Genomic DNA, 16,449 nt, shown 5'->3' on the forward strand with positions numbered 1-16,449 from the left:
GGGCCTCAGGGCCTCAGGGCCTCAGGGGCGTACGAGTAGCTGGAACTCGAACGAGTAGCGCGAGGCGCGGTAGGTATGAGTGCCGTACTCCACGGCGCGGCCCGTGTCGTCGAACGTCGTGCGCTGCATGGTGAGCAGCGGGGCACCCTCGGGCTCGCCGAACCGTTCGCCCTCGTCGAGGGTGGCGGCGCGGGCCCCGACGGACTGCCGGGCGCTGTGCAGCGTGATGCCGGCGGCGCGCATCAGACGGTAGAGGCCGGTCGCCTCCAGCCGCTCGGTCGGCAGATCGAGCAGACCGGTCGGCAGGTAGTTGCACAGGCACGCCATCGGCTCGCCGTGCGCGAGGCGGAGCCGCTCGATGTGGTGCACCTCGCTGCCCTCGGGCACCCTCAGCGCGGCGGCGACCTCGGTCGACGCGGGCACGACGGTATTGCCGAGCACTCGGGTCGCGGGGCGCTGCCCGGCCGCCTCCAGGTCGTCGTACAGGCTGCTGAGCTCCAGCGGCCGCTTGACCTGACTGTGCACGACCTGGGTACCGACACCACGGCGGCGCACGAGCAGGCCCTTGTCGACGAGGGACTGGATGGCCTGGCGGACGGTGGGCCGGGACAGGCCGAGCCGCGCGGCCAGGTCGATCTCGTTGCCCAGCAGACTGCCCGGCGTCAGCATCCCGTGCTCGATCGCGGCCTCCAACTGCTGGGAGAGCTGGAAGTACAGCGGCACCGGACTGCTCCGGTCGACGCTGAGCTGGAGCGACACGGTCGGATGCACATCTGGTTTCGGCACGGGGCGAGCGTAGCTCCGGTGCCGGTTGACGGGAAGTCGTGTAGTCCGGTTGTCCGGACAATCCATTGACACGACGGGGGGTGGGACCTCAGGTTGTTCTCATGCGCATCGGACTCATCGGGGCAGGTCGTATCGGGACGTTGCACGCGACCACGCTCGGCCGCCACTGCGAGGTCGGCTCGCTCGTCGTCACGGACATCGACACGGGCCGGGCCCAGCAGCTCGCGGCCCGTCTGGGCGCGACGGCCGCGCCCGGCGTGGACGAGATCTTCGGCTCGGGCGTGGACGCCGTTGTCATCACGGCCGCGACCGCGGCCCACGCCGAGCTGATCGGCCGGGCGGCACGCTCGGGGCTCCCGGTGTTCTGCGAGAAGCCGATCGCGGTCGACCTGCCTAGCACACAGGCCGCCCTCGCGGAGGTCGACTCGGCCGGAACGATCCTGCAGATGGGCTTCCAGCGTCGCTTCGACGCGGGTTACACGGCCGCACGGGAGGCCGTGCGCTCCGGAAGGCTTGGGCGGCTGCACACGGTCCGTGCGGTGACCTCCGACCAGATGCCGCCGCCGGCCGCGTATCTTCCGTTCTCCGGCGGGATCTACCGTGACTGCCTCGTGCACGACTTCGACGTCCTGCGCTGGGTGACCGGCCGGGAGGTCGTCGAGGTGTACGCGACCGGATCCGACGCCGGCGGGGCGATGTACCGCGAGGCGAACGACGTGAGCACGGCCGCGGCCGTGCTCACGCTGGACGACGGCACGCTGGCGACGGCGACGGCGACGCGCACCAACGGGGCGGGCTACGACGTCCGTATGGAACTGGCGGGCGAGCTGGACACGGTCGCGGTCGGCCTGGACGACCGTACGCCCCTCAGGTCGACCGAGCCGGCCGGCCCGCCGCCCCCGAACGAGCCATGGACCGGCTTCCTGGAACGGTTCGCGCCCGCGTACGAGGCCGAGATCGCCGCGTTCGTCGAGGTGGTACGCGGTGAGCGCGCGAACCCGTGCGACGGCCACGAGGCCCTCCAGGCCCTGCGCGTCGCGGAGGCCTGCGAGCTGTCCCGCCACGAGCGCCGCCCGGTGAACGTCGGCGAGATCGCGGGCGCCCGCGCCTGACGGAAGCCGGCCGGGACGGACACACCGCGCACCTTCGGGGATCTCGGTTGACGCAGGCCGGCGGTCCCGGTTTCCTGCTGCGATGCCGAACCTACGTTTCCAGGAACCCCGCGACGACGCCGCACTCGAGGACTGGCGGTACGTCCACAACGAGATCATCCCCGCGGACCCGCTCTCCCTCGACGACGTACGCGAGCGTGTGACGCGCAACCGCCTGGAGAGCGCGTACCTGGGGGACGTCCTCGTGGGCTGCTCGACCGTGCGTCCGCCCAAGGACGACACGGCCACGGCGATGGTCATCGCGCGCATCCTGCCCGCCCACCGCGGGCAGGGTTTCGGCGAGCAGCTCTACACGCGGGCCCTGGGGCAGGCGCGGGCCCTGGGTGCCGAGGTGATCGAGACGATCGTGCTCGGCACCAACCCGGACGGGCTCGCGTTCGCACGCAAGCACGGATTCGTCGAGGTCGAACGCTATGTGGCGGACGTGGACGAGGTCTGGCACACCCTGCGGCTGACCTGAGCGTCAACCCGCATGGAACAGGGCCGGCTAGGCGTTCTCCGGAAGTTCGTACGAGCCGTACCGCGGGCGGCCCGCCAGGTCGTACGAGTGGATGGTGACGCCTGCGGCCGTGGTGCGACCACCGGTGTGGTGGAACGCGGTGGGCAGGGCGCCCTCGGCGAACAAGCGGCGTCCGTCGCCGAGGACGACCGGGAACGTCAGCAGGTGCAGGGTGTCGACGAGGTCGAGCGCGAGCAGGGACTGGACCAGGGCGCCGCTGCCGTGCACCTGGAGTTCACCCTCGGTCCGCTCCTTGACGGCGGTGACCTCCTTGGTGAGGTCGCCGCGCAGCACGGTGGTGTTCGCCCAGGAGGGGGTACCCAGGCTCTGCGAGGCGACGTACTTCGGCAGGGAGTTGAGCCGGGAGGCGATGGGGTCGGCCGGGTCGGTGCTCTTCGGCCAGTGCGCGGCGAAGATCTCGTAGGTACGGCGGCCGAGGAGGAAGGCGCCCGTGCGGTCGAAGACCTCGGTCATGAACCGGCCGAAGTCCTCGTCGCCGTACGGAACGCTCCAGCCGCCCTGTTCGAAGCCGCCGCTGGTGTCCTCCCCGGGTCCACCCGGGGCCTGGTGGACCCCGTCGAGGGTGATGAAGGCGGTGACGGTGAGCTTGCCCATGACGGGTGCCCTCCTTCTCGGATGGTTTTCCGGGTCTGCTGTCGGCGGTTCAGACCCCTCCGGCGGCCACAACTCATCGGTCGGTTGTCAGCAGAAGAGCCACCCGGGTCGCGTCAGCCGCCCAGCTCCTGGTGACGGGCCGCCAGGTGTGCCGCGCCCTCCTGCGTCAGGGAGCCGTACAGGCGCAGGCGGGAGATGCCACCGTCCGGGTAGATGTCCACGCGCGCGTGCGTGCCGACGGCCGGTGCGGGCAGAACGAAGCGGTGGTTCGTGTCGGGCTGGAGGCGGGTACGCGGCAGGATCTCGTGCCACGCGGCGTCCTCGCTGTCCCTGACCGAGACCGACGCCCAGCCCGCCGCGTTCCCCTTCAGACAGGCGGTGTCGATCTCGATCGCCCGGATCTGCGACTGAGCCACCAGCCGGTAGCGGATCCAGTCGTTGCCGTGGTCGCGGCGGCGGCGCGTCTCCCAGCCGTCGTTCATCTTGCGGGAGCGGCCGGGCTGGATCGTGTTGGTGGCCGGTGAGTAGAAGAGGTTCGAGGCGTCCTCGACCTGGCCGCCGTTCTCCATGGCGACCACGTCGAAGGTGCCGAGGACCGCCAGCCAGCTCGGGTCCGGGACCACCTCGCCGTACACGCGCAGGCGCGCGATGCCCCCGTCGGGGTGCTGGTTCACCCGCAGGTGCGTGAAGCGCTGTTCGACCGACACCGCGAAGCCGTTCGCCGCGTGGCCACCGACCGGCGTGCGCGGGACCAGCGTCGTCCACTTCGCGTCGTCCGACAGCAGGTGCTCCGGGGACGGGGAGCCGGGCACCGACGCCCCCTCGACGGACACCGCCTGCGGGTAGTTGCCCCGGAAGTGCGCCGTGTCGACCACGATGCCGCGTACCACGCCGGGCGCGCCGAGGCGTACCAGCGCCCAGTCGTGGTCCTCGGCCGTCGGCCACGGGTGCTCGGCCGAGGTGCCGCGGCGGCGCCGTGTCTCCCAGCCGTCCATGACCTTGCCCTTGTGCCCGAAGTGTTCGGGGTCGAATTCGGCGCGCTCGGGCACGAGGAGGTTCTCGCGCTGGGCGAAGAACTCGTCGCCGGCGGCGATGACCGCGGCGCCCAGCCCGCGGTCGGCGAGGTTGGCGTACCGGGTGAAGGGGAAGTCGGCGGTGCGGTAGTCCGCGTAAGGGTCTCCGCCGCTGTACGGGTTGGCGTCGCCGGTGAAGCCGGCCACCTCGGATTGCTGCTGCGCCGTCACGGTGATCAGGTCTTCCTCTCTGGGTCGGCCGCTGTGGGGGCGGGAGGGAATCAGTCGGTTCTGTCGAGCAGTCGTCCCTTCGGCTCGGTGAACTCGCCGTCGTCCACGACGCGCTCGCCGCGCAGCCACGCGGACTTGACCACGCCGTACAGGGTCCTGCCCGCGTAAGCCGTGACCGGGTTGCGGTGCTGGAGGGCCGCCGGGTCCACGGTGAAGGTCTCGTCGGGGGCGAGCACCGCGAAGTCGGCGTCGCGGCCTGCCTCGATGGCGCCCTTGTGGCGAAGGCCCGCCAGTTGTGCGGTGCGTGTAGACATCCAGCGGACGACGTCCTGCAGGCCGTGGCCGCGCCTGCGGGCCTCGGTCCAGACCGCCGGCAGGCTGAGTTGGAGGCCGGAGATGCCGCCCCATGCGGTCGCGAAGTCGTCGGTCTTCAGGTCGGCCGTCGACGGGGAGTGGTCGGTGACCACGCAGTCGATGGTGCCGTCCGCCAGCGCCCGCCACAGCAGGTCCCGGTTGGCGGCCTCGCGGATAGGCGGGCAGCACTTGAACTCGCTTGCTCCGTCAGGGATTTCCTCGGCGGTCAGGGTCAGGTAGTGCGGACAGGTCTCCACCGTGATCCGCAGTCCCTCGGCTCTGGCGGCGGCGAGCAGCGGCAGTGCGTCGCCGGAGGACAGGTGCAGCACGTGCACGCGCGCGTCGAATCGCTTCGCCTGCGCGATGAGATTCGCTACCGCCGTGTCCTCGGCGTCGCGCGGTCGGCCGGCGAGGAAGTCGGCGTACTTCGGGCCGCTCTGCTGCGGGGCGGCGGCGAGTTGGCGCGGGTCTTCGGCGTGCACGATGAGCAGTCCACCGAATCCGGCGATCTCGGCCAGGGAGCGGGCGAGCTGCTCCTGGTCGAGGTGCGGGAACTCGTCCACGCCCGATGGTGACAGGAACGCCTTGAAGCCGAAGACGCCCGCGTCGTGCAGCGGTCGCAGGTCCCCCATGTTGTCGGGCAGCGCACCGCCCCAGAACCCGACGTCGATGTGGGCCTTGCGGGCCGCGACCTCCCTCTTCACGCGCAGGTGGTCGACGGTCGTGGTCGGCGGGAGGGAATTGAGGGGCATGTCGATCAGGGTGGTGATGCCGCCGGCCGCCGCCGCGCGCGTCGCGGTCCAGAAGCCCTCCCACTCGGTGCGGCCCGGATCGTTGACGTGCACGTGGGTGTCGACCAGACCCGGCAGCAGGACGTCGTCGCCGAGGTCCTCCACCCGGGCACCGTCCGGTACGTCCGCGTCGTAGGGCAGTACGGCCGTGATCGTGCCCCCGGCGACCGCGACCGACGCGGCGCGTTGCCCTTCGGGAGTGATGACGCGCGTCGAGCGCAGGACCAGTTCGGCATCGGACACCCGGACCCCTCTCTCTGCCGCCGTTCTACGGGCGGGAAACGGGACGCACACCATGTGACGGGCTTCAACGTTCTGTTGAAGGAGTCTTCACTCCACTCCACGCACCGTCAAGGGGCAGTCGCCTTCCCGCACACATTCGACGGGTGAGCTTGGGCCTTCCGCAACACGGAATTAGGATTCCATAAGGCAGAACGCAGCTCGCGCCAACAGGAAGCCGACCGACCGCCGGGTAGGCTTCTGCCCTCCCACCAGCCTTGAAAGGAACGCGCCGTGCCGACGTCGACGTCCAGCACCAGCGACGCCCCCGCCAAGTCCGCCGCCGGCGGTGGTGGAGTCCAGTCCCTCGAGCGCGCCTTCGACCTGCTGGAGCGGATGGCGGACGCGGGCGGCGAGGTCGGCCTCAGCGAGCTGTCCGTCAGCAGCGGACTGCCGTTGCCGACGATCCACCGCCTGATGCGCACGCTCGTGGCCTGCGGTTACGTACGTCAGCAGCCCAACCGCCGCTATGCGCTCGGCCCGCGGCTGATCCGGCTCGGGGAGTCGGCGTCCCGGCTGCTCGGCACCTGGGCCCGCCCTCATCTCGCACGGCTGGTCGAGGAGACCGGCGAGACCGCCAACATGGCACTGCTCGACGGCGACGAGGTCGTGTATGTGGCGCAGGTGCCGTCCAAGCACTCGATGCGGATGTTCACCGAGGTGGGGCGGCGGGTGCTGCCGCACTCCACGGGCGTGGGCAAGGCGCTGCTCGCGACCACACCGGACGACGAGGTCCGCGCCCTGCTCGCCCGCACGGGCATGCCCGCCGCCACAGAGAAGACGATCACCACTCCCGAGGCTTTTGTCGCCGCGCTGGAAGAGGTGCGCCACCTCGGGTACGCGGTCGACGACAACGAGCAGGAGATAGGAGTCCGGTGCCTCGCGGTGTCCGTGCCCGATTCCCCGACGGCCGCGGCGATCTCCATCTCGGGCCCGGCGGGCCGGGTCACGGAAGCGGCGACGAAGAACATCGTGCCGGTGCTCCAGCAGGTGGCGGCGGAGCTCTCGCGGGAGCTGGCGAGCTCGGGACCGGTCACCTGACGCCCATACCCGTTGGGCGCCCCACGATCGCCACCGGGTCGGGTATGCAGTACGCATGACGCGCAACGAAGAGGTCGCCGGGCTGCTCCTGGCGGCAGGCGGGGGACGGCGGCTCGGCGGGCGACCCAAGGCATTGCTCGAACACCGGGGTCGGCCGCTCGTGGAGTACGCGGCGGGGGCCTTGCGGGCGGGCGGGTGCGACCGGGTGCACGTCGTACTTGGCGCCGCGGCCGATGCCGTACGGGATCGGGCGGAGCTGTCCGGCTGCGTCCTGGTGGAGAACCCGGACTGGGGGCGGGGCATGGGCTCCTCGCTGCGGGCCGGGCTCGGCTCGCTGACCGGTACGGGGGCGCGGGCGGCCCTCGTCTCGCTCGTCGACCAGCCCGGCATCGGCCCGCAGGCGGTGGCCCGCGTCCTGGCCGCGTACCGGGACGAGACGTCGCTGGTCTCGGCGACCTACGAGGGGGTGCGGGGACATCCGGTCCTGCTCGGCTCCGCCCACTGGGCCGGTATCGCGGCGACGGCCACCGGGGACCGAGGGGCGCGCGCCTATCTGAAGGCGCACGAGGAGGCGCTCACACTCGTGGAGTGCGGGGACGTCGCGCAGCCGTACGACATCGACACACAAGGCGACCTGACGCATCTTGAGTGAGCGGGTGGCGCCGAGCGCCGTCTCCCCCTCGAAGCGGAGCATCTCGACATCAACAAATCATTGAAGTTCCACTATGAGGAAACTAGCATCCACCTACCAGAAGCACTTGACTGCTCACCAGGCGCGGACCTGCCGCATCAGAGCCCTGGCACCTCGCGCCGCCACCTCCCATGCCAGCCCGCTGAAGGAGAAGTGACAGCTCATGTCCGCACCCGTGCCGTCCCCGGCGGTCGTCGTCGACGCCGAGCCCCTGCCCCGGCAGGAGGAGGTCCTCACCGACGCGGCGCTCGCCTTCGTGGCCGAGCTGCACCGGCGGTTCACACCCCGGCGTGACGAGCTCCTCGCCCGCCGCGCGGAGCGCCGGGCCGAGATCGCCCGCACCTCCAGGCTCGACTTCCTCCCGGAGACCGCCGCGATCCGCGCGGACGACTCCTGGACGGTGGCCCCCGCACCGCGGGCACTCGACGACCGCCGGGTCGAGATCACCGGCCCCACCGACCGCAAGATGACCATCAACGCCCTCAACTCCGGTGCCCGGGTGTGGCTTGCGGACTTCGAGGACGCTTCCGCGCCCACCTGGGAGAACGTGGTCCTCGGCCAGTTGAACCTGATCGACGCGTACACCCGGAACATCGACTTCACCGACCCGGGCACCGGCAAGTCGTACGCCCTCCGCCCCGACGAGGAGCTGGCGACGGTCGTCATGCGTCCGCGCGGCTGGCATCTGAACGACCGTCACCTCGAGGTGGACGGGCAGCAGGTACCCGGCGCCTTCGTCGACTTCGGCCTGTACTTCTTCCACAACGCACGCCGTCTGCTCGACCTCGGCAAGGGCCCGTACTTCTACCTGCCGAAGACGGAGTCGCACCTGGAGGCACGCCTGTGGAACGACGTCTTCGTGTTCGCGCAGGACCATGTCGGCATCCCGCAGGGCACCGTCCGTGCCACCGTCCTGATCGAGACGATCACGGCGGCGTACGAGATGGAGGAGATCCTCTACGAACTCCGCGACCACGCCTCCGGGTTGAACGCGGGCCGCTGGGACTACCTGTTCTCCATCGTCAAGAACTTCCGTGACGGCGGGCCGAAGTTCGTCCTCCCGGACCGCAACGCGGTGACGATGACCGCCCCGTTCATGCGGGCGTACACCGAACTCCTCGTCCGCACCTGCCACAAGCGCGGCGCGCACGCGATCGGCGGCATGGCGGCGTTCATCCCCTCCCGGCGCGACGAGGAGGTCAACAAGGTCGCCTTCGAGAAGGTCAAGGCGGACAAGGACCGCGAGGCGAACGACGGTTTCGACGGTTCCTGGGTCGCCCACCCGGACCTGGTCCCGATCGCCATGGAGTCCTTCGACAAGGTCCTCGGAGACCGGCCGAACCAGAAGGACCGGCTGCGCGAGGACGTCGACGTCAAGGCCTCCGACCTGATCGCCGTCGACTCCCTGCACGCCAGGCCGACGTACGCGGGTCTGGTCAACGCCGTCCAGGTCGGCATCCGCTACATCGAGGCCTGGCTGCGGGGCCTGGGCGCGGTCGCCATCTTCGATCTCATGGAGGACGCGGCCACCGCGGAGATCTCCCGCTCCCAGATCTGGCAGTGGATCAACGCGGGCGTCGAGTTCGAGAACGGCGAGAAGGCCACGCCGGAACTGGCCCGCAGGATCGCAGCCGAGGAACTGGAGAACATCAGGGCGGGGATCGGCGCGGAGGCCTTCGCCACGGGCCACTGGCAGCAGGCCCACGACCTGCTGTTGCAGGTCGCCCTGGACGAGGACTACGCGGACTTCCTGACGCTTCCCGCGTACGAGCAGTTGGCCGGCTGAGTCACTCCCATCCGTGCAGGGCCGGTCCCGCCCGGCCCTGCGCGGCACGCTCAGCCGTCGGTCGGGGCTGCGGCGTGCGGTCCGCCGACGAGCATGCGGTCCACGACCCGCGCTGTCGCGAGACCGTCCCCGGGCTCGCAGAAGTCCCTCATGAACTGGGCGTACTTCTCCCGGTACTCCGCTTCGACGGCATCGACGTCACGCAGGGCCTTGACCAGGTCTTCGGAGGTCTCCAGCAGCGGGCCGGGCGCCCGGGTGGTGAGGTCGAAGTACAAGCCGCGCAGCGAGTCCCGGTAGTGCTCCAGGTCGTAGGTGAAGAACAGCATCGGCTTACCCGAGTGCGCGAAGTCGAAGAACGCCGAGGAGTAGTCGGTGACCAGCACATCGGCGACGAGGTACAGATCGGCTATGTCCGGGTAGCGGGTGACATCCCACACGAAGCCCTGGCCGGCACCCGGTACGTTGCCATGGACCCTCGGGTGCTTGCGGAAGAGCAGCACATGGTCGTGACCGAGTTCGGCCTGGGCCGCGGCCAGGTCGATCCGCAGATCGAGTTTGTACAGCTTGCTCGCGTGCTTCTGGTCTTCCCTCCAGGTAGGAGCGTAGAGCACCACCTTCTTGCCCTCAGGCAGGCCGAGCCGCTCCCTGACCCGGGCGACCCGCGCGTCGCGGTCGGGGGCGTGGAAGACGTCGTTGCGCGGATAACCGCTCTCGAGCATTTCGCCTTCGATGGTGTACGCCCTGCGCATGATCTCTGTGGTGTACGCGTTCGGCGACACCACGAAGTCGAACTGCCGGTAGCTGTGCGGCAGGCTGGCGATATAGGCGGGATTCGACTTGGTAGTGCCTTGGAGGTCCTTGCCGATCTTCTTCAGCGGCGTGCCGTGCCAGGTCTGCACGACCCGCTGCCCGGGGCGGGTGACGAACCAATCGCCCACCGTCGTGTTGACAACGACGTAGCGGCTGCGCGCCAGTGCCTCGTACCACTCGCGGCTGCCACGGCTCACCACACGCGCTCCCGACGGCATCTCGGGCATCCCCCCGTCCTGGGTCCAGATGTGCTCGACGTCGACCCCCCGACGCACCAGCTCCTCGTAGACCGCCCGCGGCGAGTCCGAGAACTGCTTGCCGCTGAGGCTCATGTAGAGCACCGCGTCGCGCAAGGGGAGCTCGCGCTGCTCGTGGAAGTACACCTCGCTCAGCATGCGCTGCCGGTAGGCGCCGTGCTCATCGGGGCCGAGCAGCCGTTCCGGCTCGATGAAGATGCGGTCGAAGTGGCGGCGGTCCACGGTGTAAGCACGCTGCGGGCCACTGAAGTGCATGGGCAGCTCCTGCACCTGCTCCGGACGCAAGGTCACCGGGACGTCCCCGGACTTGTCCCAGGCGTCCGGGTCGCGGAAGAACAGGTACCAGCGACCGGGGCACAGGGGCAGCTCGGGACCGTGCGCCTGCGGGGCCGCCTCGGGCTTGATCCGGACCGTGAACCGCCCGTCGGCAAGCTCGACCGGCAGCTCCTTCTCCTCGAAGCGGACCCCGTGACGCAGGATGACCTTCTTCCCGGCCGCTTCCTCACTGGGATACGTACCCTCGAGTACCAGCTCCCCCAACCCCGTCACGGTCATCGCGTCCACCACGGGTCGGACGGCTCGCGTTGCCAGCACCAGCCTGCCGGGCCCGTCGCGGTGGACGGCCAGCTCGCGGCCGGGGGCAAGCCAGTGCCTGCCGGTCGTGAAGCCCTCGGCGAGGAGGGCCGCCTGGCCCCGGCCGTCGGCTCCCCTCAAGGTCACCTTGAATTGCCGGGTCTTGGTTCCCGGCAGGTCGTTCGCGGCCAGCCGGGCAAGACTGAAGACCGACTGGTAGCGCCGGAACGCGTCAGGGGAACCGGACAGAGGAGTGAGCGGGCTCTCGAGTCTGGTGTCGCCTTCGACGACGCTCACGGCGGTGGGGGCCTTGGCGCCGCTCCGCGCCCTGGTGACCAGTCGCAGCTCGCCGTCCGCGACAGTGCAGGACTCGACCTCGACAGGGGGCTGCTGCACCGTGATGCTCACGGCATTCTTGGTGAAGCCGACCACGAGACGTGAGCCGTCCGCCAGATGACGAACCTGGTTGTGCCCGGCCGTGCCCGCGTCGCGCTGGCGCACCTGCGCGCCATAGGTCCCGCCCGGACCCGCGATCCTGACGGACAGAAACCACTGGCCGGCACCGTGCCCGGCGAGCTCGCGCAGCCGGCGAGCGGGGACGACGACTTCGAAGCCCGTGTGGTCGTAGCAGTGCAGGGCCTGTCCGGAGGCGACGGTGGCCTGCTCGTTGCGGGTGCGGCGCATGCGCAGTCTGATGCGGCGGCCGGTCTCGGCTTCCTCCAGCACCGCGAATCGGCCGATGACGCGGCTCGATGGACGCGGCAGGTTCGCGACAAACGCGTACCCCTCCCATACCAGATCGTCGCCGCGCCAGCCGACCGAGGTGAGCTGCGCCGTCACCGGCAAGTCGCGACGCTTGAGCGCGACGATCCGTTCAGGCAGCGCCAGGCCCCGCAGCCCCGGCAGCACCAGCCGGGGGCGCCGGGCGCCTGCCACGAGGAAGGCGCCCGGGTCCCTTCGCTGGTGCCGGACCACCTCGACAAGATCCTCGGCGCGCCCCTCGGCAGCGAGATACCAAATGACGCGCTCGAGCGGAGGGAGGCCAGTGAGCACGCCCTCGCCGTGGGTGTCGAGCAGTTCCCGCGCCGTGGCACGCAACTCCTCGCGCTCAACCTGCGAACTCTCCGGAAAGTATCGCAAGGTCCTCCGTACTCTTGCCGACGCGAGATCGGCGAGAGACTGCGCCATGAGCAACGCCCTTCTTAACATGCCAGTAAAGTCCAAGTCATCGCACGTTAAACCGAGTCACAAGTGTTTCGCATGCTTCGTGTGATAACAGTGCGGGCACAATGCAGCTTGGATCCGCTGCCCCAGGCCAGGACGTGCGACAGCAGCCGCAGGATGCGATCTTCCAGTGGCCGCGGATCCAGGCGACGAGTTGGGCGCCGGTCGCGGCGCCGGGCGGCGGGCTGGTGATCAGGTAGACGCGTTCGATGGTGAGCTTGCCGGTGGTGAAGTCCTGCCTTCAGCGTTCGACTTGGAGGGCCTGCCTGGCATCGGGACAGTCGAGGTGGGCGAAGGCAGCGGTCTTCAGGTTCCATGCCACTCCGGCGAACCGGACGAAGCTCGATCCTGCCAGGGACCCTGTGTCCCGAACGGCCTCGGTCCGCACCCGGTGCGTGGCCGTGGTCATTTGAGGTGAACCGACCAGTCCTGTTCCGCGGCCGGTTTGCCGTGCAGGTCGGGGACCCGCTTGAGCCAGCTCGGTCGGCCTTGCTGGGTCCTCACCGCGCGGAGCGCCTCCTCGGCGGCGAGTTCCTCCCGGGTGGGGAAGTCGGTGGGCAGCCAGGCCTCGGACGCCTTCACCCGGGCCAGGAGGTACGCCACGTACGCGTCCCGGACCTCGCTGGGCGTCGCGAAGCCCGGCTCGCCCGTCAGCCACGCGTCCGGTACCTCCTCGGCGATTTCGCGCAGCAGTTCCTCTGTCACCCGGGGCGCGAGTTCGGCCTCGGCGGCCCGCATGTCCGGGGTGAAGTGGCCGAGAGCGTGGTGTCGGAAGTCGTACGTCTTCTCCGGCGCGGAAGCGTCCCAGCGGTGATGGAAGACGAGGGCGGCGCCGTGGTCGATCAGCCACAGCCGCGGGGGTGCGGTGCCGAAGGTGGGCCAGACCATGAGGTTGGAGCTGTGCACCGTGCGGTCGACGTTCACGGTCAGCGCGTCGAGCCAGACGATTCTGCCCGCCTCCACCGGGTCGACCGTACAGGCCCTGGCGACCTCCGGGGTGAAGTCCCGGGCGCCCGGGAGGTAGTCCATGCCGAGGTTGAGACCGGGGCTCGCGTTCAGCAGGTCGCGCACCTCCTGGTGCGGTTCGTGCGCGGCGATCTCCGGGTCGAAGTGGACGAAGACGAGTTCGGGCACGCGCAGCCCGAGCCTGCGGGCCAACTCCCCGACGATCACCTCGGCGACCAGCGCCTTGCGACCCTGCGCGGAGCCGGTGAACTTCACGACGTAGGTGCCCAGATCGTCGGCCTCGACGACGCCGGGGACGGAGCCACCCGCCCGTAGGGGCTCGATGTAGCGGGTTGCAGTGACTTCCCTCAGCATTTTCCAAGACCCCAAAGCTTGAGAACCTGCGGGGTTTCGACTGGCATCCTTGCCTCCCCGCCTCCCACCAACAGTCCGTCAGTGGCCGTCCGCCCCTTGCTTTCGGCTTCCGGCATGAAGTGGGCATAGTAACCAAGCGTGACAGTCGGGGAGGAGTGCCCTGGCCCTCACGTCAGCGTGACCACGGGCTCCCCCGTCTCCAACATGATCGACGCGTAGGTGCGCCGCAGTCGCCGGGCGTGGCTGCCAGGCCGGGGCTTCGGCGTACCGGGTGACATCCCGGTTCTGCGGTCGAGTACTCCTGTCCGGCTGTCACGCTTGATTCCTGTCGGGACTCAGTCCAGGAGCAGTCCCATGTAGTACTCGTCGATCCGGCGGCCGTGAACCTCCAGGGCGGCCCGCCGCAGTCCTTCGACCTGGAAGCCACATCCGAGATAGAGGCCGAGGGCACGCCGGTTGTGCTCCATCACAGTGAGCTCGAGCCGGCCCATGCCGCGGGAGCGGGCCTCCTCGACCGCTGAGCGCATCAGGGACTGCCCCAGCCCCTGGCCACTGTGATCGGCGCGTACCCCGGCCACCACATAGCCGGTTCGGCGCGCTCGGGCATACGGCAGAACGGCCACATCGACATAGCCGACCGCCACCTGTCCGGCCAGTGCAATGACCACATACGACGGGTCCCGACCATTGACACAATCGGACAGACGCGCTTCCAGCGGCCCCGCGCCCTGCTCCCGCTCGCCCGGCTCCAGCAGCATGAACTCCGTTTCCCGGTCCAGCACCTGCTGCAGTTCCACCAGCGCGCACGCATCCCCAGGACGTGCCAGTCGGATCAAGGGAGTAGTCACTGTCATGTCCCCAGACTGTCAGAGGCACACACTTCCCGCCCCGGTCGGACTCCGGCCTGCGCGCAGACGGCAACGGCGGTCGACGAAGACTGCCCGATTCCGGCAGTGTTCTCGAGGGCGCGCAACAGCGAGGATCTTGCTGCTCTCAACCACACCGGGAGGCACACCCGTGAGACAGCACCGCGCAAGTCTGCTCGCCGCGGCCACTGCCCTGACGCGGGCAGCCACCAGGCCCCGGCCGGGTACGTCGTGATCGCGAGTGTCACGGCCCGATGCCGGCCAGTGTGGCGGCGACGCCCGTCACGGCTGGACGACCTGGGCCCCTTCCCGGTAAGAGAAGGCAGTATTGGTACAGACCGCCAGGGGGGCCGTCTCCTCGGAAATCCGCAGGCCAGCCTGCCTTCCGAGGCCCCCATCGCTGGTCTGGTGTGCGCTCTGTGGTCGTCCTTCACTATGGCGCGCGCCATATAGCCCGTCAGATTCGCCCGAACCCAAAGGTTTTCTTGTGTCTCTTCTCATCGCGCTGGGCGTTGTCGGCCTCGTAGTGCTTCTGCTGCTCATCGGTTCCATACGCACTGTTGACCAGGCGCATGTCGCAGTCGTCACGCTGTTCGGGAAGTACCGTCGGGTCCTGAACCCCGGTCTGAACGTCATCATTCCGATCCTCGAACGCATCCACAGCAAGGTGCCCGTTCAGAACCAGACCTCCCGCCTTCAGTTCTCCGCCATCACCGGCGACCAGGCCGCGGTCCACTTCACGTCCACGATCATTTTCACGGTGTCCGACCATTCGCCGGAGACCGTCCAGCTCGTGGCCTTCAAGTTCATCAACGACAAGTCGTTCCACATGGCGATGACCAGCGCTGTCGAGGCCAGTGTGCGGGAGTTCGTGTCGACGAAGAAGCAGGCCGAGGTTCTGGGCCTGAGGTCGGAGATCGTCTCGCACGCGAAGTCCACCCTGGATGACCAGCTCGCCTCGTGGGGTTACACCCTGGTCGACCTGACGGTGAACGACATCACGTTCGACAGCGAGGTCATGGCGTCGATGTCTCGTGTGGTGGCGGCGAAGAACGCGCAGTCGGCCGCTGAGTTCGAGGGCCAGGCGCTGCTGATCACACGGACGAAGGAGGCCGAGGCGAACGGTGCCGCGATCCGGATCGCCGCGCAGAACGAGGCGGAGGCCGCACGGCTGCGTGGTGAGGGTCTGGCGAAGTTCCGTATGGAGTTGGCGAAGGGCCTGTCGGAGTCCGCGCAGACCCTGACGGATCACGGGGTCGACCCTGGTCTGCTGGCCTTCACGATGTGGACGGAGACGATTCGCGAGTCCGCGAAGGAGGGCAACGGCAACGTGATCTTCCTCGACGGGAGCGTCGAGGGTATGCAGGGCTCGCTGCGTCACCTGCAGGGCCTGACCCAGGTTGGTAAGTCGTAGCCATCGAAGGCAGTTGCTCCGTGTCGTGAGCGCCGCCGCAGTGTCCTACAGGGCACTGCGGCGGTTTTGTGTTCACGCTGCCTCCGTGGTGCGCCCCCTCGCCCCGGTGTCAGCCCGGGCGCGCCCTCGCGCGAGCGAATCCGAGCGAAACCGGCGACGGTGCCAACTCCACTGTGTACGAGTGGAGTTACTCTTTCGTGATGCTCCTCAGGTGGCCGGGCGAACTGGTCTGCCGTCCCGGCCCGTTCCGCCGGTCCCAACTTCCAACCGCCTCCCCCACCGCCCGCCGAAGGAGTGCTCGCCGTGCCTCAAAAGCAACCACTCGTCCTGGACCCGACCGGTTCCGACCACCACGCCGAGCATCGGGCTCTGCGCGCCCGCGGGCACCGCCACCCGGACTGGCACGGTGAGAACGCCGACCTCTTCGACGCCACCCGAGTCACCAAGGATCACCTGGCTTTCGGGCACGGCGTCCACTTCTGCCTCGGCGCCCCCCTCGCCCGCCTGGAAGTCGCCACGGCCCTGCGTCACCTGTTCGCGCGCTTTCCCGACGCCCGACTCGCCGTACCCACCCAGGAGTTGCGGCCTCTGCCGACCTTGATCAGCAACGGGCACGTGGCCCTGCCGGTTCGTCTGCGGCCCGCGGAACCTCCGAGGCCGAGGTAGAGAAACCTCTACTTCGGATACACCAAGCAATGCCAATGTGCCGAACCGCCGCCGTTCCTAC

At 69.4% G+C, this 16,449-nt stretch carries 13 protein-coding genes and 1 pseudogene; 7 read left to right on the forward strand and 7 right to left on the reverse strand.

What is annotated here, in order from left to right; translation table 11 throughout:
* Window positions 1–21: 21 nt before the first annotated feature.
* Window positions 22–759 (reverse strand): GntR family transcriptional regulator, encoded by a 738-nt coding sequence (locus ACWDEX_RS16755; RefSeq protein WP_450464240.1) that lies wholly within the window; start codon window positions 757–759, stop codon window positions 22–24.
* 128 nt (window positions 760–887) lie between these two features.
* On the opposite strand from ACWDEX_RS16755, the gene ACWDEX_RS16760 reads away from it, so the two are divergent.
* Both ACWDEX_RS16760 and ACWDEX_RS16765 read left to right on the forward strand, forming a co-directional pair.
* A complete protein-coding gene (locus ACWDEX_RS16760) occupies window positions 888–1,898 on the forward strand; it encodes a Gfo/Idh/MocA family protein (protein ID WP_450464169.1) in 1,011 nt (336 codons plus the stop codon).
* A gap of 82 nt (window positions 1,899–1,980) precedes the next feature.
* Window positions 1,981–2,418: a GNAT family N-acetyltransferase gene (locus ACWDEX_RS16765; protein WP_450464170.1), complete on the forward strand. Its 438-nt coding sequence runs from the start codon at window positions 1,981–1,983 to the stop codon at window positions 2,416–2,418.
* 27 nt (window positions 2,419–2,445) lie between these two features.
* Here ACWDEX_RS16765 and ACWDEX_RS16770 read toward each other — a convergent pair whose 3' ends face one another.
* The 3 genes from ACWDEX_RS16770 to allB form a co-directional block, all read right to left on the reverse strand.
* A complete protein-coding gene (locus ACWDEX_RS16770) occupies window positions 2,446–3,072 on the reverse strand; it encodes a dihydrofolate reductase family protein (protein ID WP_450464171.1) in 627 nt (208 codons plus the stop codon).
* 113 nt (window positions 3,073–3,185) lie between these two features.
* Window positions 3,186–4,316 (reverse strand): allantoicase, encoded by a 1,131-nt coding sequence (gene alc / locus ACWDEX_RS16775; protein WP_450464173.1) that lies wholly within the window; start codon window positions 4,314–4,316, stop codon window positions 3,186–3,188.
* Window positions 4,317–4,366: 50 nt separating this feature from the next.
* Window positions 4,367–5,704: an allantoinase AllB gene (gene allB / locus ACWDEX_RS16780; protein ID WP_450464174.1), complete on the reverse strand. Its 1,338-nt coding sequence runs from the start codon at window positions 5,702–5,704 to the stop codon at window positions 4,367–4,369.
* Between the two features lie 270 nt (window positions 5,705–5,974).
* Here allB and ACWDEX_RS16785 point away from each other — a divergent pair, with 270 nt between their 5' ends.
* The 3 genes from ACWDEX_RS16785 to aceB all read left to right on the forward strand — a co-directional run bounded on the left by ACWDEX_RS16785 (window position 5,975) and on the right by aceB (window position 9,258).
* Window positions 5,975–6,781 (forward strand): IclR family transcriptional regulator, encoded by an 807-nt coding sequence (locus ACWDEX_RS16785; RefSeq protein ID WP_450464175.1) that lies wholly within the window; start codon window positions 5,975–5,977, stop codon window positions 6,779–6,781.
* A gap of 55 nt (window positions 6,782–6,836) precedes the next feature.
* A complete protein-coding gene (locus ACWDEX_RS16790) occupies window positions 6,837–7,433 on the forward strand; it encodes a nucleotidyltransferase family protein (protein ID WP_450464176.1) in 597 nt (198 codons plus the stop codon).
* 202 nt (window positions 7,434–7,635) lie between these two features.
* Window positions 7,636–9,258, forward strand: coding sequence for a malate synthase A (aceB, locus tag ACWDEX_RS16795; RefSeq protein ID WP_450464177.1), 1,623 nt, complete (start codon window positions 7,636–7,638; stop codon window positions 9,256–9,258).
* 50 nt (window positions 9,259–9,308) lie between these two features.
* Here aceB and ACWDEX_RS16800 read toward each other — a convergent pair whose 3' ends face one another.
* The 3 genes from ACWDEX_RS16800 to ACWDEX_RS16810 all read right to left on the reverse strand — a co-directional run bounded on the left by ACWDEX_RS16800 (window position 9,309) and on the right by ACWDEX_RS16810 (window position 14,296).
* A complete protein-coding gene (locus tag ACWDEX_RS16800; RefSeq protein WP_450464178.1) occupies window positions 9,309–12,086 on the reverse strand; it encodes a CDP-glycerol glycerophosphotransferase family protein in 2,778 nt (925 codons plus the stop codon).
* A gap of 441 nt (window positions 12,087–12,527) precedes the next feature.
* Window positions 12,528–13,442, reverse strand: coding sequence for a HipA family kinase (locus ACWDEX_RS16805; RefSeq protein ID WP_450464179.1), 915 nt, complete (start codon window positions 13,440–13,442; stop codon window positions 12,528–12,530).
* Between the two features lie 335 nt (window positions 13,443–13,777).
* Window positions 13,778–14,296 (reverse strand): N-acetyltransferase family protein, encoded by a 519-nt coding sequence (locus ACWDEX_RS16810; RefSeq protein WP_450464180.1) that lies wholly within the window; start codon window positions 14,294–14,296, stop codon window positions 13,778–13,780.
* A gap of 499 nt (window positions 14,297–14,795) precedes the next feature.
* Between ACWDEX_RS16810 and ACWDEX_RS16815 the strand changes: the two genes are divergently transcribed.
* Both ACWDEX_RS16815 and ACWDEX_RS16820 read left to right on the forward strand, forming a co-directional pair.
* Window positions 14,796–15,722 carry an SPFH domain-containing protein gene (locus ACWDEX_RS16815; RefSeq protein ID WP_450464181.1) on the forward strand — a complete coding sequence of 309 codons (927 nt, stop codon included), beginning with the start codon at window positions 14,796–14,798 and terminating at the stop codon, window positions 15,720–15,722.
* Window positions 15,723–16,097: 375 nt separating this feature from the next.
* Window positions 16,098–16,388: pseudogene (locus ACWDEX_RS16820) on the forward strand (cytochrome P450); the annotation flags it as partial.
* Between the last annotated feature and the right edge of the window lie 61 nt (window positions 16,389–16,449).

The organism is Streptomyces sp. NPDC001020 (assembly GCF_053599115.1).